This window comes from Bacillus shivajii (assembly GCF_020519665.1).
In the GTDB taxonomy this organism is placed as follows: Bacteria; Bacillota; Bacilli; order Bacillales; family Salisediminibacteriaceae; genus Bacillus_CA; species Bacillus_CA shivajii.
On the sequence record NZ_CP084703.1, the window covers coordinates 1,496,188 to 1,515,298 of the forward strand.

Here is a 19,111-nt window from a genome sequence, read left to right on the forward strand (position 1 = left end):
GCATATCTCATGGAAACAAAACTGATGCGAATAGCTGAAGTAGCGAAAACAAACCCAGAACTAAAATTTACTTCACTGATCCACTTACTGAATAAAGATTCCCTAAAAGAGTGTCATCATCAACTCAACGGAAATAAAGCACCAGGTATATTAGGGACAACGAAACAAGAATACAGTGAAAACCTGGAAGGGAACCTTCAATATCTTATCAATCGAATGAAGAAACAAAGCTACAAACCACAACCAGTTAAACGGGTTTATATTGATAAATCAGGTTCTAAGAAGAAGCGTCCCCTAGGTATCCCAGAGTATGAAGACAAGATCATTCAAAAAGGTTTAGCCAAAATCTTAAATTCAATCTATGAACAAGACTTTCTAGATTGCTCATTTGGCTTCAGGCCAAACCGAAACTGTCATGATGCGCTAAAGGTACTTAATATGTATATTGAAAGAAGGTACACGAACTATATCGTTGATGTAGACATTAAAGGGTTCTTTGACAATGTGGATCACAAATGGATGGTGGAATTTCTAAAACATCGGATCAATGATCCTAACGTATTAAGGTTAATCAATAGATTTCTTAAAGCAGGGTATGTAAAGGATATGAAGTGGTACAAAGATGAATTTGGAACGCCGCAAGGCGGCCTAGCTTCTCCGATTCTTGCAAATGTTTATCTACACTATGTGTTAGACCTATGGTTTGAAAAGCATGTAAAGAAAAGATGCAAAGGACAAGCTTACATAGTGAGGTACGCAGATGATTTTGTATGTTGTTTTCAATATCACAAAGATGCACAACAGTTTTACCGTGCGTTAAAAGAACGATTGAAGAAGTTTAACCTAGAAATCGCTGAAGACAAAACAAAAGTTATTCCATTTGGAAGGTTTGCCAAGGAAAATGAGCAAAGAACAGGGAATCACAAACCACCAACATTTAAATTCTTAGGTTTTACGCACTATTGTAGTGAAAGTAAACAAGGAAAGTTTCGCGTTAAAAGGAAAACCGACAAGAAGAAAATGAGAACAAAACTAAAAGAAACAAAAGAGTGGTTAAAGTCAAAACGCAATCTTAAAATTCAAGCGATTATGGATAGACTCCAACGTTCACTAAAGGGTTACTACAACTACTACTGTATCACTGATAACCTTCCTACCGTGGAGGAATTTGTCTATCATATAAGACTCCTTCTATTCAAATGGATGAATAGAAGGAGTCAAAGGAAATCTTTTACATGGGATAAGTTTAACCTTTTCATGAATAAATTTCCATTACCGTCACCAAGAAAGAAAGTAGATATTTATAATCTGAGGTCACATATCAGCTATATTCAGTAAAGGGTATAGGGAGGAGCCGTGTGCGGTAATTCCGCACGCACGGTTCTGAGAGGGGGTGAGGGTGTGAACCCTCTTCCTACTCGACAATTTATCGTCGATAGATAATTGCTCCTGCGCCGAGTAATCGCAGGAACAACGAGCTGAAGATCCACTTAGGTGAAGAGTTGTCGAGCCTAAGTTAGCTGAAGACAAGCCCTCGGGAAAGCGTCCGTCTGAAGTGAAGTTCACGTTTATCATTCGGAATTTCCCACCTTATTTAGAGTGATGAAATTGATTCATGTAATAGACAAAAAGAAAGGAACTACATTCATGACAGAGAAAAAAAATAAAAAGTCACATTTACCTGTCAGGTTAAACATTATTTTTTTCCTTGTCTTTCTTTTGTTCTCAGCACTTATTTTAAGGTTAGGTGTCGTACAAATTGTACAAGGAGAGGAATATCAAGAACAGCTAGAAAGAACGGTAAATATTAGTGTACCAGTTGAGGCTCCACGAGGCTTAATGTACGATCGTTATGGAAACATTTTAGTTGATAATGAACTTTTGTTTACCGTGACTTATACTAATCGTCGCACACTTCCTAGTGAAATGTTAGAAACAGCGAAGAAATTAAACGAATATATCACTCAAGAGCCTCGAAACATATACGATCGAGAAATTCGTGAATTTTGGGGGCTGTTACATAGTGACAGTGAAGATGGAGAATTGAGTGAATTTGATGAATTGTTAACAATTGAGGATGCGAGTGAACAAGAGATTCCGATGGATGAGATCTATGATAGACGACTAGCACTTATTCCTGATGAAGAGATTGAACGCTTAAAAGAGTCAGAAGAAGATATGCATGTTTTTGGTATTTGGAGAGAGTTTATCGCTGGTTATAATAACTTGCCTCATAAAGTGAAGCGAGGAATATCTTATGAATCAGCCGCTCAAATCATGGAGAATCTCGAAGACTTACCTGGTGTAGATATTATCCGTGATTCGAGACGTTTAAATGTATTTGATGATACATTAAGTGGTATTATTGGTAATGTTGGTTCAATAAGACGTGATGATTTAGACTATTACCTTTCACAAGGGTATAGACGTAATGAAGAGGTAGGGACTAGTTTTTTAGAAGCACAATATGAATCAGTATTACGTGGTGAAAAAGGAAGCCTTGATAACTTTCTTGACCGTGAGGGGAACTTTCTAAGAAACCCTGAAGAACAGCTTGGGAGCAGAGGAAACGACCTTGTATTAACATTTGATATAGAATTACAGCAAAAAGTTGAAGAAATCGTTAATAGAGAGGTAGAAGCAGTTGCATCAGAATTTGTTGGAGACCCTGATGCCTACGTTGTCATGATGGAACCTCATACTGGTGAAGTACTATCAATTGCACGTTATAAAAGGGACGAGACAGGGACGATAACTAGTGCATTTGAGATGGGTTCAACGATCAAGGGAGCGACAGTTCTTGCTGGATATGACTCTGGAGCTCTTCCGCCAGGTTCTAGAATTCTTGATAGACCGATTGATCTTCCTCAAACACCCTTGATTCGGTCTCACCAACGATTAGGCTATATTAATGACTTACAAGCTTTAGAACGTTCTTCAAATATTTATATGACTTATGTCGCAATGAACTTAGTTAATTATACTCCTGGTGTTAGTGGTACAAATTGGAATATTTCGAAGGTGTATGATACTTATGATTATTTACGTAATTATTACAATCAATTTGGTTTAGGTGTGCATACAGGGATCGATTTACCGAGCGAAGCAGTTGGGATCGATGGTGGATATCAAGCTCCCGGTAATTTACTTTATCTAACTTTTGGTCAATTTGACACATATACAACGATGCAATTAACTCAATATGTAGCAACACTTGCGAATGGGGGCTATCGTATTGCGCCAAGAGTCGTACGAGAAATTCGTGAGCCAGGAAAAGATAGAGGGGAATTAGGTCCAATATCACAGCAAATGAAACCGAAAGTGTTAAACACAGTAGATACGAATGATGAATATCTAGACCGAGTAAAAGAAGGTTTTCGCCTTGTCATGCACGGTTCAAATGGAACAGCTAGATCGTTTTTTAACGATGCAGATTATGAAGTTGGCGGGAAAACAGGTACAGCTCAAGTGAGTGTAAATGGAGAAAAAGCAAATAACCAAGCGCTTGTAGGTTTTGCACCATTCGACGAACCAGAAGTCGTATTTTCCGTTCTTGCTCCAGGTATGGACCGCACAACACAAGCAAGATTAGCGAATACAATTGGAAGACAAATATTAGATGCATACTTTGATTTAAAAGAGCAACGTAGAGGTCCAGTTCTGCCAGAGCATAACCGTGACTATGAAGATGATAACGTTGACTTTGATGAAATGGATGATTAAAGAACAAAAGCGCAAGCGCCTTGTACACGAGCGACCTCGAGCGAAGCTACGGCATTGAGTTTGCTTCCTTGCAGCTTTGCGACGAGTAAAACGAAGTGACGCAGGAGTCAAGTAGGCGCGTAGCTGTCTCTTCCTCTACTAGCTTTCCTTCGAAGATTTATCCGTCGAGACAACTCGAAGTACCTCTGAGAAGTAACGCTCGTCGCTGAAGCTAGACGTAACCACTAGCTAGAAATTTATCCACAAGCACATATTTTATAATTTCCTAGACTATTAAAAAAGAGGCAAACTCATCGTATGAACTACATGAGTTTGCCTCTTTTATAGGTTTAAATACCTTACTAGGCGTCGAATGTGATTTTGTAAATTATGAAGTAATCCTTCTAATGATCTCTTCTAATGACATATCACTAGAAATTTCTGTTTCCCCTAACTGGATTTTTGTTTCAACACCCATGTCTGCAATTTTTCTTTCAAAATCACGTCGATTATCGATGATATTCATTTTTTCTAAATGGCGTCCTATATCAGTTGATGTCATCCCTTGTTGAATAGATATGATTGTTTGGTATATAACCTCTTCATCACTTTGTTGTTCGTTGTTTTCACCTTGTTTCAGTTCTTCATCTAATTTAGAAGTTTCATCTAACCTCGCAATCAATTCTTCATTATCAGCTTTTACAGCTGTTAATTCACTCGATAATTGTTCGTATTCATCATTTGTTAAAATGACGTGTGAGTCTTCTAAAAATTGATGAGCATCGTCTTCTGTCATTGCGTTTGTTTGTTCACCAGCATTCATCGGGCTACTGAAAAAGTAAATAGCAGCAATGGCTGATGTTGCTATAAATATGCCAGCTGCAATTCCACGCATTTTCTCGTTTCCTTCCACCTGTTCATCCCTCGCTTTTAAGAAATTTATGCTAATAAATCTTCAATTTCTTCTTCACTTTTTTCTGTATAGTTTGCGATTTCTTTAACTGTAAGACCGTCTTCATACATGCTTAAAACCTCATCACGAGAAAGCTCTTTACGTGTAGGATTTGATAATGATTGTTCGATTGAATTAGGAGAAGAAGGAATCATATACTCCTCTTCTAGAACTTGGACTTTTTTCTTCACTTGATATAGCTCTTGCATAAATTGAATCGAAAAGTTCTCTAATTGCTTTTCAGTTTCTTTTGCAGGGTCCTTTCGGAAAAAAGAAAGAACGAATAACAAAATTGATACAGAAAATAAAATAATGATCATTGTTTCCATGACTTAACCTCCAACTTTCTTTTAAACAGTGCTAAAGTTTTCTCTAAAACTATCATATAAAAAATAGCGTTGAGTTTGTAGCAGATTTTTTTGGTAATTCGACAATATCTAAAATATACTAAATTCCTTGTCAAGATAAGCTAAGAAGGTCATGGGTATATTGTAGAAGATTGTTGGAAAAATTATTGAATTATGCCATTCATTATTTTTTTTATAGATTATCTCCTACAATGACGCACAACTGACAAGTACTGACAAAATAACCTTCTTGTTGAAGTGGGGAAGACTCGGTAGAATTACAATATAACAAAAAATGGAACGTGACTAATGCTAATAAGATGTATGGACAAGTATTCATTTGAAGGAGGAAACAAATAGTGAGTATAACAAAACCAACTTCATTAAATGTGACAAAAGAATATGTACTAAAAGTGAATGGAGAATGCTTTGCAAAAATAAATTGTGATGGAACGGATCAATACCACCAAGAAAAATCTAGTTTGTTAGATTGGAAGTATATGAATTTGATGGATTCGTCAAAAGGGAAGAAATTAAATAAACTATGGATGAAAAGCCATTTAGAAGTACCGCTAACGATCTCAATTTTAGTAAACTGTTATGTAAATGAATCAGCTGAGAGACCGTTAGTATACTATTCACCAACAAAAGAAGCAATAATGATTTTTGATGGCGACAAGTATCATCTATATGGAGGAATATCGTCTTCAGGAAAAGCAAAGAAATATCATACTGCTTCTGTAGACATAGCGGAGTGGGAGGCAAATGCACCAGTTCAATTTCAACCGTTAAAAAATAATGCCGACGGCTGGGCAATGGAATATCAATTAAATGTTACAAAAAATGACTTCACTTATTTATACGATTGGGAAATTAGTAGTCCAACAATTCATGACATCGAAGGATTACACGTCCATTATGAAAACGTATTAGCAGCGAGTAAGTAGTGCGCTTAAAAGTCGGAATTTTCTTTCTCTTGAATATATCGTCATGTTCTGCTATTATTTTAAAGGTATGAGTAAGATATGACGTTTGGAGGGATAATGATGCGCGTACAAGTTACTTTAGCATGTACTGAAACAGGCGACCGCAACTATATTACGACTAAAAATAAACGTACGAACCCAGACCGTATGGAGCTTAAAAAATTTAGCCCACGTTTAGGTCGTCACACTTTACACCGTGAAACGAAGTAAGCAGAGGATTTTTCCTTCTGCTTATTTTTTTTACCAAAATATAAGCATTCACAATGCATCTTAACTATAATAAGTGACTTTATCAACATAGGATTACTAATGGCTTATGCTAAAATAAAAAGAGATTACTTATAAAATGGGGTGGGTATGAATGAATAAAAAGTCTTTACGTAAAGAAATGAAGAATAAGTATAATACGATGTCTAATGAAGAGAGAAAGACACGTACAATAAGAATTCATAACCAATTATTACATTGGGAAGGATGGAAAGCATCGAAAATAGTAGGAACGACAGTCTCTGTTGGTAATGAAGTAGATACATACGAGTTAATAAAAAATTGCTGGGAAGAAGGAAAACTAGTTGTGGTTCCAAAATGTGAACCAAACGGTAAACAACTTCATTTTTATAAACTCACTTCTTTTGATCAATTAGAAGATTCGTTTTATGGATTAAAAGAGCCGAACCCTAATAAGTGTGAGCGTATTCAGCCTACTGAAATTTCTTTACTCATCGTTCCTGGGCTTTTCTTTGATAAAAACGGGTATAGAGTCGGTTATGGCGGCGGATATTATGACCGTTTTTTATCTGAGTTTCAATTGAAAACATGTGCCCTTTGCTATGACTTTCAGATATTAGAATATGTACCGTATGAAAAACATGATATTCCAGTTGAAACACTAGTTTCGGAGTCAATAGTTATACCATGTATGTAACGATTCTAGCAGTAATCGGAGTTTATTTATTATCAGTTGTTGCTTATAAGAAAGGGTCATTAACGAAAGGTGGAGCGTTAGCCGCCTTTGCTATCGGTGCTACAATAGCGATCAGTTTGTCATTGTTTGGTTTAATCATTTTAGGGGCATTTTTTCTCTCTTCTACAATGATTGGTAAGTATATTCGTTCGGAGGTTGAAGAAATAGAACGAAAGGGGGAAAGAAGAGATGCCATACAAGTCCTTGCAAACGGTGGTTGGGCTTCAGTTTCTGCACTTATATATGGCATGACTAGTATGACCGTTTGGCTTATTGCTTTTATTGCTGCATTAACTGCTGCAAATAGTGATACTTGGGCCTCTTCAATAGGAAAATTAAGTAAGAGAAGGCCGATACATTTTTTTACTTTTAATAAAATAGAATATGGACAATCTGGTGGCATGACAATAGCCGGGACATTAGGTGCTATAGCAGGAGCATTGTTTATAAGCTTGGTTACATGGCTTATTGCACCTTTACTCCATCCCTCAGTGGAAATAGGTGTATCAATTATCATCATTATTGCTGTTATCGGCTTTTTAGCACAATATATTGATACGGTTGTTGGGGGAACAATACAAGCATTATTTCAATGTCGGATATGTGGCAAAGTAACGGAAAAAAATTTACATTGTAAAATCAATACAGAAAAAATAAGAGGGTTTGCATGTATTACAAATGACGTGACTAATCATGCATGTACACTATCAGCAATTGGTTTGACTTGGTTATACTTTTTAATGCTTTAGGAGGGAAACAATGAGCCAAAGTTGGACAAGATATTCAAGACAAATGTTATTTAAACCTGTCGGTGAACAAGGACAGAGAAAATTAGATGAATCAAAAGTGTTTATCGTTGGAATGGGTGCGCTTGGCACAGTTATTGCTAATCATCTCGTCCGCTCAGGTGTCGGACATGTTGTTTTTTGTGATCGAGATTTTGTTGAGGAAAGTAATTTACAAAGACAAATGCTTTTTAATGAACAAGATGTTCAACAATTCCTCCCTAAAGCTGTAGCGGCTGAACAAGCTTTAAAAAAGCTAAATTCATCAGTGAATATAAAAGGCCATGTGACAGATGTTAATGCTAATAATGTGGAATCATTCATTGACGGGGTAGACGTTATTATGGATGGAACCGATAACTTTGAAACCCGTTATTTATTAAATGATGTTGCATATAAGCATGGCATTCCATTTGTTTATGGTGGCGCAGTTAGCTCACGTGGAATGAATGCTGTTTTTCTACCTGGGAAAACCCCATGTTTACGTTGTATGTTTCCGACTTATGGTGGAGCAGGTCAAACCTGTGATACGATCGGTGTTTTATCGCCGATCGTAGATATTATTGCGAGCATGCAAGTAATGGAAGTATTGAAAATTTTAACAGGCAATTCAGAGAAATTGCGTAATAATTTGGCATCCATTGATTTATGGGAAAATCATTCTTTTGAGATGAAACTCGAAGAAATTAATGAAGAGTGCCCAACATGTCAATTAAAACAATATCCTGCTCTAAGCCAAGGTGAGAATGAACGTGTTACAACGTTATGTGGAAGAGATACGGTGCAATTTATGACAGCCAACAAACTTAATTTAGTTAGTTGGGAGAGAAAATTAGAAAAAGTGGCAAGTGTAAAAAAGAGCCCATATTTATTACGTGCCGTTTTAGAAGAAGGAGAAACGTTCGTACTATTTCCCGAGGGGAGAGTACTTGTGCAGGGGACAGAAAATATCTCGAGAGCTAAGACATTGTATGCGAAATATATAGGTATGTAATGTGAAAAAACTTTTTGTAACAAAATCTCCTTTTGTAAACGTTCGCAAAAACACAAAAGTTTTGTGAAGTAATGTACAATCTAATTATGAGAAAATCAACATCAACTGAAAGGTGGCGTTTCATGATGGATTATGGAAACAAAACGACTAGAGTCGTTGTTATTGGTACTGGATTTGTCGGCTCAAGCTACTCTTTTTCATTAATCAATCAAAATGTAGCAGATGAAATGGTATTAATTGATTTGAACAAAGAAAAGGCTGAAGGGGATGCGATGGATTTAAACCACGGTCTCCCGTTTGGTTCTCCGATGAAAATTTGGGCAGGAGATTATTCAGATTGTAAAGAAGCAGATATTGTCGTTATTACAGCAGGGGCAAACCAAAAGCCAGGTGAAACGAGACTAGATTTAATTGAGAAAAACGCGAAGATTTTTAAGGGAATTGTTGGGTCTGTAATGGAAAGCGGCTTTAATGGCATCTTTATCGTTGCAACAAACCCAGTAGATGTTCTTTCATATGCAACGTGGAAATTTAGTGGTCTTCCTATGGAACGTGTCATCGGTTCTGGAACAATCTTAGATACAGCGCGATTCCAATTCTTATTAAGTCAATATTTTGATATTGATGTGCGAAATATTCACGGCTATATTATGGGAGAGCATGGTGATACAGAACTGCCGGTTTGGAGTCAAACTCGTATTGGTGTTGAGTCAATCGACCGTTATATGGAGAAGTATAAACAAGATGCAAGGAAAGAAGATTTAGAAGAAATTTTTGAAAATGTACGTGATGCGGCTTATCATATTATTGAGCGTAAAGGAGCAACTCATTATGCGATTGCAATGGGGTTGATACGGCTAACAAAAGCGATTTTACGAAATGAAAATTCAATCTTAACTGTATCGACATTAGCACAAGGTGAATATGGACTAAATGATGTTTATTTAGGAGTCCCTGCAATCGTCAATCAAAAGGGTGTACAAAGAATTATTGAAATCGAGTTAAACGACAAAGAGCAAAGTCAACTTACACATTCAGCAAATGTATTAAAGGACGCGATGAAGCCGTTATTCAACATGTAAATAAAAAGGTCAATATAATTAACTTTAAGTAGTTCCGTTTAAATGGATGAAAATAACGCTCATTTTTTGGAGGTAATTCGCGCCTGAATTATCTCCTTTATTTTTTTGAGACGCAGTAGAAATACACTTCGCTTTCCCCTCTAGGCACAAGTGCGACATCAATTCAAGCTTCACTTTTTACGCTTTCATGGTGTCTTCTTTGCCGCGGGCGGGCCCGCAGAAAGCGTCCGCCTGTAAACAGATTCGAGTACTTATCTTATTAAAAGCCTTTCATTATCCGCATAATATCCTTTAACCTAAGGCAACCTAATGAAGGAAGGAGGCGGATTCAACATGCAGCGTTGGGTAGGGTTTCTGGTAATATTTTTGACGATCTTCGGTCTCTATAAGTATAAATATCGTCTACTAAACCTTTTCTTATCAAGACAGTGGTTAAGACGGCTCTCCATCGCGTTTGTGATGAGAATACCAGCCGTTCGTCAAAAAATGATGTATCAAATGCTTAGGTAAGGACTAATGTACATAAAAGGCGAAACGATCGACTTTTTCCATGAACATGAAGTCGTATGTGGAAATTCGCCTTTTGTACGTTAGTCTTTTCTTTTATACTTTAAGAATTTTTAACTTTGCTAAAGGATTAAGGTAACTGCTCCTACTCTTGCTCGTCGCAGGTCGGGGTAAAGTCGAGGAAGCTGTTGCTTTGTGCTCCTGCGATTACTCGTCGCAGACTACGTGCCTCTTCCTCTTCAAGCACTTCATGGAAGATGATGCGTAGAGGCAGGCGATAAGCCAAGTTTTGTTTATTTTGACTCTCCTGAAAATTAAAGGGTTCGTATGGTAGCAAGTGCTGCTTCTCTTTCACTTCTAGGTACAAGTGCGATCTTTCAACCTTACACTTTGTTCGTATTCAAGCTTGGCTGGTTGTAGTAGCAAAAGTGCCAACTTACTAAAAATCGAATCTAATCGGTGTGTTTCAATTTTTGGAATAAGACGAAGGTATTCTTCGTAATATATCATAATCGTTGATATAATGTGGTTGAGGTGAATGCCGTTGAAATGGGAAGGGATTTGTTTTGACTTAGATAATACATTATTTAGCCATGAAGAGGCGTTTCAATATGCGATAAAGGCATGCTATGAAAAATACCTTTCAGAAATAAACGTACCAAATTGTGATATCACTTTTGGGCATTTTTTTTCTGAATTTAAAGCAAACAGCGACCGTTATTGGGGAAGCTTTGAAAATAAACAACTAACAGGAAAAGAGTATCGAAGAATCCGTTTTAATAAAACGATGGAGTCATTGCAATTACCGTTTAGTAATGAGCATGCAGATGCCTTCCATGCTCATTATTATCAAATTGTAGACGAGTATAGTGTTCCTTATCCTGGGATGAAGGAATTACTTTCGACGTTGAGTAAAAGAGAAGTTAAGTTAGGTATCATAACAAATGGAATGGCTGATACTCAACTCAAAAAAATAAAGAAGCTTGGTGTAGACCAATGGATACATAATGAGCATATTATTATTTCAGAAGAAGTAGAGTTTGTAAAACCTTCTCGAGAAATCTTTCGTATCGCAGAAAAAAGGTTACAAATTCATGCTGAGCAGCTAGTTTTTATTGGTGATTCATGGAAACACGATGTAGAGGGGGCGCTTAACTCAGGGTGGGATGCGATATTTTTAAATTCGAGAAATGAAGTCAAAAGAAATGTTCGAGCAAAGCTGACTGCTGAATTTAAGACGTTAGAAGAAGTCAAAAGGTTTATTTTAGAGGAAGAGGGCCGGGGGGTGACCGTATGAATACAATGACTTTATCTCTTAGGTTTTGGGAAATCGTATACCACCTTGTCGTTAAAGAAGGGATGCGAGTCGTACATATTAATAAAAATGCTAGTGAAGTTTGGGTTGAAGATGATCGGAAAGAACCTTATCAAATCATTCGTCTTGCTGAGAAGGACCTTGACTGGAGTAATCAACTAAAACAAGATATTAAGAGTACACATGAACGAGCGAAGCAAGTCCGTAAACAGTTAGGGCTTAGGCAGGCAAATGTAGTGAATGTGATTATCTCCCAATATCCACCTGTTGATGACTATCAAGAGATAGTGGACCAGCCACTTCCATTTTCTGCAGGCGGAAAACAGCAGCAAAGAACGATCCTTGTGACTTTAGATAATTTAACGGAAACGCTTTTCCCCCTTGCAACAGAGTGGAGTTTACATGAGATGCCTTCATTTATTTCAAGTGATCGTGTTGAAGATGAAGAGTCGGTGATCCGATCGTTACGTCGTGCAGTACAACATTCGTCAGATAAAAGATTAGAAGGGGAAAGAAATCTCTTCTTTTTTGGAAAGCCAATTTTTACATACATTATTTTAGGTTGCATCTTAGCAGTTTACACAGTTGTAGAACAATTTGGTTCCACGACGAATCCAGAAACATTAATTACATTTGGTGCGAAGTTTAACCCACTCATTTTAGAAGGAGAGTGGTGGCGATTTTTCTCAGCGATGTTTTTACACATTGGTATTTTCCATTTACTTATGAACTCATTAGCTCTATTTTACTTAGGCGGTGCGGTTGAAAGAATCTTTGGTACAAGTAGATTCTTCATCATTTACTTCTTAGCCGGCTTAGCAGGTTCTGTAGCAAGCTTTGCTTTTAACGAAAATGTATCAGCTGGAGCCAGTGGCGCAATATTCGGTTGTTTTGGTGCATTATTATACTTTGGCGTTCGCTACAAAAGGCTATTTTTTAGGACGATGGGGATGAATGTTATTGTCATATTAGTGATTAACTTAGCGTTCGGTTTTATGGTACCAATGGTCGATAATGGTGCACATATTGGTGGGTTAATTGGTGGCTTTGTTGCATCAGCAATTGTAGGTATGCCTAACCATAGTCATCAGCCAAAACGGCTTGTTGCTTTTATATCTGGTGGTTTAGCTCTAATTGCACTTTTATTCTATGCATATAATCAAGAAGGAACAGGACAGTCGTATGCTGTTTATTATCAAATAGGTACTGAGTATATGAAAAGTGAACAGTATGAAGATGCACAACCATACTTTGAAAAAGTAGTTAATAATGATCACATTCAAGATGAGGAACTTATAGCGCAAAGCTATTTTCAATTAGGATCGATTGAAATTAGCTCGGAAAACTTTGATCAGGCAAAAGAATACCTTGGGAATACGGTATCTTTAAGTCCCTCATTTTTTGAAGGGCAATATAATCTGGCAGTCGTCTATTATTATCAAGGCAATTATGAAGAAGCTTATGAACAGTTACAAAAAGCTATGGAAATTCAACCGAATCATGAAAAAGCCATTCAATTAGAAGAGGAGCTATTGCGACATCTTGAGAGGTCGTCATAGCTCCTTTTTTCATTGCTCGTTTTTTGACAAGTTTTCATTGTCTTCACTTTTAGGGATCAGTTGTAAGAGTTGTTGCCCCTTTTTATCAGCTGTTTCATATAAAACGAGAAGGTGTGTGTCGTCCTTACTTAAAAAAACAAATGGCATGGTATTTCCGATGGGGTCATACGTTTCTTCTGTAAATGTGTTTGTTCCTAATAAATAATATCTATATAACCCTTCCCACATACGGCCGATTACTGCATTTGTTTCTTCTTGAGACATTGATGGAAGAGGCTCTGTTTGAAATTGGGCTATCTCAGTCAAAGGAAATATATGATAAGATTCTTTATTAATTTTAAATTGTTCTATTAGACCTTCAACTGTATAAGTTAATTGTTGGTCAATAATGGAGTCTAACAACTCTTTTCCTCTTTGTTCGGACTGCGATTTAGCTTTTTTAAAGTCTACTAGTGGGGATAATGGGGTATCGATTACATAATGCTTATCCTCAGTCATGATTTGTTTACTCTTTATAATATCGTCAGGGTAATGAACTTCAGCAAAATGAAACGTAATAGCTTCATACCTCCCGCTATCCTCACCATGTAAGGTCACTTTATTTTTTAACTTCTTCGTTTTTTCTCTCCATTCGCTCTGCGTACTTATTAAGACACCATTTTCAAAAATGAAGCCAATATCTTGTCTTAGGTATGCTTTTTTATCCGTTTCAGATGCTGTTTTCCATTCTAAATAGTACTCATTTTCATCTTTTGTATCTATTAATTTTATGTTTGTACTTGCATCTATAAATTCAATTTGATCATCTTCAGGAAAGTAAATGAATGCTTCACGCATCGTAGTAGAATAAAAATGAGGGAATAGGTAGAAGATGATCGCTACAATGAAAGCACAACATATATATATAATGATTTTTTTATTTCTATTGGACATTTGTCTACTCCTCTCATGTACGGAACGTGTCTAATACGTTATATGATAAGGGCTGTCCTTCTATGCATAAAAACATTGACATGCATGGTTTTCTTGTTTTTACAAACAATGAAAAGAGGAAGGAGGAGGTTCAAAATGGCAAATGTCGTTCAAAGACCAGCTTCAAAGGACTTACAAACAAATGTCTCATATTTAAAGGATCAGTTAGGAATAGATAAAAGCTTTGATTTAATCCATCTAGACTTGGAATATAATGGGATTGACATGGCTGTTTTTACAGTGGATGGATTTGCAAAAGATGAAGCGTTAACCCAAATCCAAAGGGAATTGAACCATATCAATATGGATGAAGAAGACGATGTTAATGTTGTTGAGAAATTAACGAAGTCGCGTATTCCTTATATAGAAATTGAAACGGAACACGATTTAGAAGAAGTAGTTATCCAAGTGTTATCTGGTCCGGCAGCGTTAGTGATTGATGGATATGATCAAATTATCATTATTGATACACGGGAGTATGAGATACGTGGTCCAGAAGAGCCTGATACCGAACAAGTCATTCGTGGGTCAAAAGATGGTTTTGTAGAAACACTTGTTTTTAATGCAGGCTTGATTAGACGTAGAGTTAGAGATAGAACGTTAAGAAATGAGTACATACGCGTTGGAAGGAGGTCTCATACAGACCTTTGCTTAACGTATATTGAAGATATTGCTGATGGAGAACTTGTCCAATATGTAAAAGAGGCTTTACAAAACATTGATACAGACGGCTTGCCGATGGGGGATAAATCATTAGAAGAGTATATTTTTGGCCAGCATTACAATCCTTATCCACTTGTACGTTATACAGAGAGGCCAGATGTTGCATCTACTCATTTATTTGAAGGTCATGTTTTAGTGTTAGTCGATGGATCACCAAGTGTTATTATTACACCGACAACATTTTGGCATCACTTGCAGCACGCTGAAGAATATCGCCAAAAGCCATCTGTAGGTACAGCACTCAGATTTGTACGCTTTGCAGCAGTTTGGATGTCGATCTTTTTACTTCCTTTATGGTTTTTATTTGCAGAAAATCCTCAGTTGTTACCGGATAACTTACAATATATAGGACCGGATGAAGTCGGAGAAGTTTCATTAATTGCTCAATTTATATTGGCTGAAGCCGGTATCGAGATGCTGAGGATGGCTGCCATTCATACCCCCTCAGCATTGGCAACTGCACTTGGTCTTGTTGCAGCCATATTAATTGGGGAAGTAGCAATTGAAGTAGGGCTATTTTCAAACGAAGTCGTCTTGTATTTAGCGATTGTTGCGATCGGTTCTTTTGCAACCCCTAGTTATGAAATGAGTTTAGCAAATCGACTTATTAGAATTGCTTTATTAATTACTGTTGCTATATTCCATGTGCCAGGATATATCATTGGATCATTATTGTTGATTGTTTTATTAACATCGATGAAGGCCTATGATACGCCTTATTTCTGGCCATTTATTCCATTTAATGCGAGAAGCATGCGAGATATTGTTTTACGCGCACCAATTCCACTTAAAAATCGGCGTCCTAGAGCGATTCATCCATTGGATCCAGACAGATAAGTTAAATAAGCAAATAGGTGTAACTAAACAAAATGGTATATAGTGAAGAAAAAAGAGGCTACTTATACTTGTAAGTAGTTCCGTTTAAAGGGAGAAAATCGTAAATAACAACACATTTTTGGAGGTAATTCGCACATGAATTATCTCCTTTATGATTGTTGATATACAAATGTTTCTCGGGTATTCTCATAATAAATAACGCTTTATTTAGCACCCTTTTTTAGTGAGTAAATAATATTTATTAGTTAGATGTTACTTGAAGTGATATTTTTAGGTCTAATTTCATTTTTACCAAGAAAAAATTCCTACTAAATTCTTGATCAAACTAGGTTATTTTTCATAGATTTTATAACTCGAAGGAATGAAAGGCGGAGACACCAGCGACGAGCAAAGCCTCTTGAATCAGCTACGAGTTGTCTCGACGGATATACTCCAGAGCGATACTAGTAGAGGAAGAGACAGAACCCCGCAATGAGCACGTTTTTAGCGAATGAGGACGCTGAAGTATTGCCCGCGGCAAAGAAGACACCGTGAATGCAAACGAAGTGAAGCATGAACGGATGTCGCACTTGTGCCCTGGGGTGCAAAGAAGACACCGTGAATGCAAACGAAGTGAAGCATGAACGGATGTCACACTTGTGCCTAGAGGTGAAAGCGTACGCTTGTAATGGATTCGAGTGATTTTCTTAAAGAAACCACATAAAAAAGCAACACGTAAAACATAATGTTAAACGCGTTGCGAATTCTATTGTGTTTAATGTTTTTCTCCTCGAAAACGGAACTACTTATTATACTTGAGTAGCCTCTTTATGATTGAGGAGTAAAAAGATAAAGACTATTCCATGTCGTAATCAAAAGCATCATCTTTTATAAAGATATCCCCTTGGTTGTCGATCGCTTGTTCTGCAGCAATAACTACACCTAGAGGACTATCTTGTCCATCGCTAACTATTGTAAATTGAACAGAGTTTTTATTGGCAGATTGAACATAATTCGAGTAGGATGGATAATTTAATGTACCATTAATATATAATCGAATCCCTTTTTTCGTTTTCAACAGTTTCTCAACTTCTGGGTACATTCCTTTTTTGCGGACTTGGGCATTTGTTAAAGCTAAATAAACTCGTTCAGATATTGTACCTAAGAACAGTTTTCGTTCTTCTGGTTTAACTTCACCAGCCCCATAAATCCCCCTTTTTAATACTTCTTCTAATTTTTCATGTGACATCACATTTTCCCTCTTTCTTCATATATGTTATTCATGCTGTCTTTTGTTTTAATTTTTTAAAGCTTTACTTCAGTATATCAAGTGAAAATAACGTTTTGCAAAAAATAAATTCTTGTCCTTTTTTCTTCTTGTCCTTCATAGATTGTGACAAGGAGGGGGAAAAAATGAGCGGATTTTTCTTTATGCTATTTATTATTGGATTATTAGGAATCGCACTAGGTTCGTTAGCTGCAGTAAAAGTTTGGTATGCTTTGCCGATCTTTTTATCTATTATTGCTGGGGTCTGTTTCGGTTCATTTTGGTTTGGGGTAATAATTGGGGCAGCATTTTTTAGTTGGTTTCCAGTTCTTTTATTAAAAATTATTTTAATCATCATGTTACTTGTGTTAGTTATCATCTTTTTTAAACAGTTTCATCCTTCTTATGGGTATTTTCCTTTTCAAGGGTTTGTTCATTGGGGAATCTTATGTTTATTTTTCTTTATCTTAGGGATTGAGTTTGCAGCATTAGGTTTGTCGGCATGGTTATTATTGTTTTATTTTCCGTTCTTCTTGTTTACGCTTTTTATTGGTATATTCCTTATCTTTAAATTAAAGGTTATTTTTAGATTTTCAGGTGTTGTCATTTATTTCCCATTAGTTTTATTTGTTTTTTTAGCTATATTTAAATTATTATTATTATAACCAATAGTGAAAAGGGAGAACGGTTATGACTTTTTTTGACGTACAGCAATTATTAAAAAAATATGGGACGCTTATTTACACAGGAGACCGTTCCGGTGATCTGCAATTGATGGAAGATGAACTGAAAGAACTATACGAATTAGGTATGATTGAAAAGGATGAATATCAAATGGCTAGGCTTGTCATTATCAAGGAAAAAAAGTGAGTGAAACATTTTATTTTCACAGAATGAACAATGTCTAACGACGTAGAACATGATACAATATGAAAGAATCGAGATATTGAACAAAAGGATGATACATATGGACAAGCATGTTTACGTTGGGGTTGACGTTGGCGGAACAACGGTTAAATTAGCTTTTATTCAAGGGACGGGAGAAATTTTGAATAAATGGGAGATACCTACGGATCTCTCTAATAAAGGCAATAACATTTTAAAACAGATAGCAGATACAATTGCAGAGAAGATGAACGAATATGGTGTGCCCTCTGATTCTTTAAAGGCAGTTGGTGTTGGTGCTCCAGGGTTTATAGATGTTACAAATGGTTCAATTATTGAAGCGGTAAATATTGGGTGGAGAGACTTCCCTCTTAAAGAAGTACTGGAAAAAGAAACAAATTTACCAGTATTCATAGATAATGATGCAAATTTAGCTGCTGCCGGGGAGATGTGGAAAGGAGCAGGTGAAGGCGCTAAAAATCTACTTGCTGTTACATTAGGTACAGGTGTAGGTGGAGGAATACTTGCTGGGGGAGAAATTATTCATGGAGAGAGCGGTATGGCTGGTGAGATTGGTCATATCACATCAGTAGCAAGTGGAGGTGCACCGTGTAATTGTGGAAAAACAGGGTGTTTAGAAACTGTCGCATCTGCTACTGGAATTGCTAGGCTTGGTATAGAAGCAATTAAAGAAAAACGTTATGGTTTATTACAGGATACCTTTGAAAAGAAGGAAACACTTACTGCGAAGGATATTTTAGATGCAGCTAAAAAAGAAGACCCTCTTGCTAATCAAGTTGTTAAACAAGCGATGAGTTATTTAGGGTTTGCGCTAGCGAATTTAGCGAATGCATTAAACCCACAAACAATCGTTATTGGTGGAGGAGTTTCTAAAGCGGGTATTTTCTTAGTGGACCTCTTAGAAACTGAATTTAAAAAATACACGATTCCGAAGATCGGTGAAGATACGAAGATTCGAATTGCTACGTTAGGAAATGATGCTGGCGTAATCGGGGCAGCATGGTTGGCAAAACAAAATACAAATGGTTGATTCATTTATGAGGATTGAAGCACTGCTTCAATCCTTTGGTACTAATTAAAGCGTCTTCTAGTTTAACAAGGCTGCCTATAACTCTTACTTGGGTAAGTGGGCATAGACACGAGGCGTGATCAAATTTAGCTGAAGTTCTTTATCAGAATTTGGAGGTAAGCTAAGTTTTGTTTCAATAAATATAGTGAAAAATGTTTGTGAATG

19 protein-coding genes are annotated in these 19,111 nt (G+C 36.7%); 15 read left to right on the forward strand and 4 right to left on the reverse strand.

Annotation, left to right across the window (positions count from 1 at the left end):
- Positions 1-9 precede the first annotated feature (9 nt).
- Both ltrA and LGQ02_RS07255 read left to right on the forward strand, forming a co-directional pair.
- Positions 10-1,338: a group II intron reverse transcriptase/maturase gene (gene ltrA, locus LGQ02_RS07250; protein ID WP_226514859.1), complete on the forward strand. Its 1,329-nt coding sequence runs from the start codon at positions 10-12 to the stop codon at positions 1,336-1,338.
- Between the two features lie 309 nt (positions 1,339-1,647).
- Entirely contained in the window at positions 1,648-3,723 is a 2,076-nt protein-coding gene (locus LGQ02_RS07255) for a peptidoglycan D,D-transpeptidase FtsI family protein (RefSeq protein ID WP_226517531.1), read from the forward strand.
- Positions 3,724-4,090: 367 nt separating this feature from the next.
- Here the strand turns inward: LGQ02_RS07255 and LGQ02_RS07260 are convergent, their stop codons facing one another.
- Positions 4,091-4,615, reverse strand: coding sequence for a hypothetical protein (locus tag LGQ02_RS07260; RefSeq protein WP_226517532.1), 525 nt, complete (start codon positions 4,613-4,615; stop codon positions 4,091-4,093).
- 26 nt (positions 4,616-4,641) lie between these two features.
- Complete coding sequence (locus LGQ02_RS07265) at positions 4,642-4,983, reverse strand: hypothetical protein (RefSeq protein WP_226517533.1); 342 nt, start codon at positions 4,981-4,983, stop codon at positions 4,642-4,644.
- A gap of 377 nt (positions 4,984-5,360) precedes the next feature.
- Between LGQ02_RS07265 and LGQ02_RS07270 the strand changes: the two genes are divergently transcribed.
- The 9 genes from LGQ02_RS07270 (at position 5,361) to LGQ02_RS07310 (ending at position 13,193) form a co-directional block, all read left to right on the forward strand.
- Positions 5,361-5,948: a hypothetical protein gene (locus tag LGQ02_RS07270; RefSeq protein WP_226517534.1), complete on the forward strand. Its 588-nt coding sequence runs from the start codon at positions 5,361-5,363 to the stop codon at positions 5,946-5,948.
- Positions 5,949-6,047: 99 nt separating this feature from the next.
- On the forward strand, positions 6,048-6,197 hold the full coding sequence (gene rpmG / locus LGQ02_RS07275) for a 50S ribosomal protein L33 (protein ID WP_026696706.1): 150 nt from the start codon (positions 6,048-6,050) through the stop codon (positions 6,195-6,197).
- Between the two features lie 151 nt (positions 6,198-6,348).
- Positions 6,349-6,912, forward strand: a complete 564-nt coding sequence (locus tag LGQ02_RS07280; RefSeq protein ID WP_226517535.1) for a 5-formyltetrahydrofolate cyclo-ligase — start codon at positions 6,349-6,351, stop codon at positions 6,910-6,912.
- On the forward strand, positions 6,903-7,700 hold the full coding sequence (locus tag LGQ02_RS07285) for a DUF92 domain-containing protein (RefSeq protein WP_226517536.1): 798 nt from the start codon (positions 6,903-6,905) through the stop codon (positions 7,698-7,700). The genes LGQ02_RS07280 and LGQ02_RS07285 overlap by 10 nt, the downstream gene beginning before the upstream one ends.
- Positions 7,701-7,710: 10 nt before the next feature.
- Positions 7,711-8,730 (forward strand): ThiF family adenylyltransferase, encoded by a 1,020-nt coding sequence (locus tag LGQ02_RS07290; RefSeq protein WP_226517537.1) that lies wholly within the window; start codon positions 7,711-7,713, stop codon positions 8,728-8,730.
- Between the two features lie 125 nt (positions 8,731-8,855).
- Positions 8,856-9,812 (forward strand): L-lactate dehydrogenase, encoded by a 957-nt coding sequence (locus LGQ02_RS07295; RefSeq protein ID WP_226518247.1) that lies wholly within the window; start codon positions 8,856-8,858, stop codon positions 9,810-9,812.
- Between the two features lie 333 nt (positions 9,813-10,145).
- On the forward strand, positions 10,146-10,322 hold the full coding sequence (locus LGQ02_RS07300) for a sodium:proton antiporter (protein ID WP_226517538.1): 177 nt from the start codon (positions 10,146-10,148) through the stop codon (positions 10,320-10,322).
- 535 nt (positions 10,323-10,857) lie between these two features.
- A complete protein-coding gene (locus tag LGQ02_RS07305) occupies positions 10,858-11,616 on the forward strand; it encodes an HAD family hydrolase (RefSeq protein WP_226517539.1) in 759 nt (252 codons plus the stop codon).
- Positions 11,613-13,193, forward strand: coding sequence for a rhomboid family intramembrane serine protease (locus tag LGQ02_RS07310; protein ID WP_226517540.1), 1,581 nt, complete (start codon positions 11,613-11,615; stop codon positions 13,191-13,193). Before LGQ02_RS07305 ends, LGQ02_RS07310 begins: the two co-directional genes overlap by 4 nt.
- Before the next feature lie 9 nt (positions 13,194-13,202).
- Here LGQ02_RS07310 and LGQ02_RS07315 read toward each other — a convergent pair whose 3' ends face one another.
- On the reverse strand, positions 13,203-14,126 hold the full coding sequence (locus tag LGQ02_RS07315; protein ID WP_226517541.1) for a hypothetical protein: 924 nt from the start codon (positions 14,124-14,126) through the stop codon (positions 13,203-13,205).
- Between the two features lie 135 nt (positions 14,127-14,261).
- Here LGQ02_RS07315 and LGQ02_RS07320 point away from each other — a divergent pair, with 135 nt between their 5' ends.
- The gene (locus tag LGQ02_RS07320) at positions 14,262-15,725 is read left to right on the forward strand and encodes a spore germination protein (RefSeq protein WP_226517542.1); all 1,464 of its coding nucleotides are present in this window, start codon (positions 14,262-14,264) and stop codon (positions 15,723-15,725) included.
- An 835-nt stretch (positions 15,726-16,560) separates the two neighbouring features.
- Here the strand turns inward: LGQ02_RS07320 and LGQ02_RS07325 are convergent.
- Entirely contained in the window at positions 16,561-16,953 is a 393-nt protein-coding gene (locus tag LGQ02_RS07325; RefSeq protein ID WP_226517543.1) for a YueI family protein, read from the reverse strand.
- Positions 16,954-17,117: 164 nt separating this feature from the next.
- Between LGQ02_RS07325 and LGQ02_RS07330 the strand changes: the two genes are divergently transcribed.
- The 3 genes from LGQ02_RS07330 (at position 17,118) to LGQ02_RS07340 (ending at position 18,907) form a co-directional block, all read left to right on the forward strand.
- Positions 17,118-17,636, forward strand: a complete 519-nt coding sequence (locus tag LGQ02_RS07330) for a hypothetical protein (protein ID WP_226517544.1) — start codon at positions 17,118-17,120, stop codon at positions 17,634-17,636.
- Between the two features lie 25 nt (positions 17,637-17,661).
- Positions 17,662-17,841 (forward strand): YqgQ family protein, encoded by a 180-nt coding sequence (locus tag LGQ02_RS07335; protein ID WP_226517545.1) that lies wholly within the window; start codon positions 17,662-17,664, stop codon positions 17,839-17,841.
- A gap of 97 nt (positions 17,842-17,938) precedes the next feature.
- Positions 17,939-18,907: an ROK family glucokinase gene (locus LGQ02_RS07340; protein ID WP_226517546.1), complete on the forward strand. Its 969-nt coding sequence runs from the start codon at positions 17,939-17,941 to the stop codon at positions 18,905-18,907.
- Positions 18,908-19,111 lie beyond the last annotated feature (204 nt).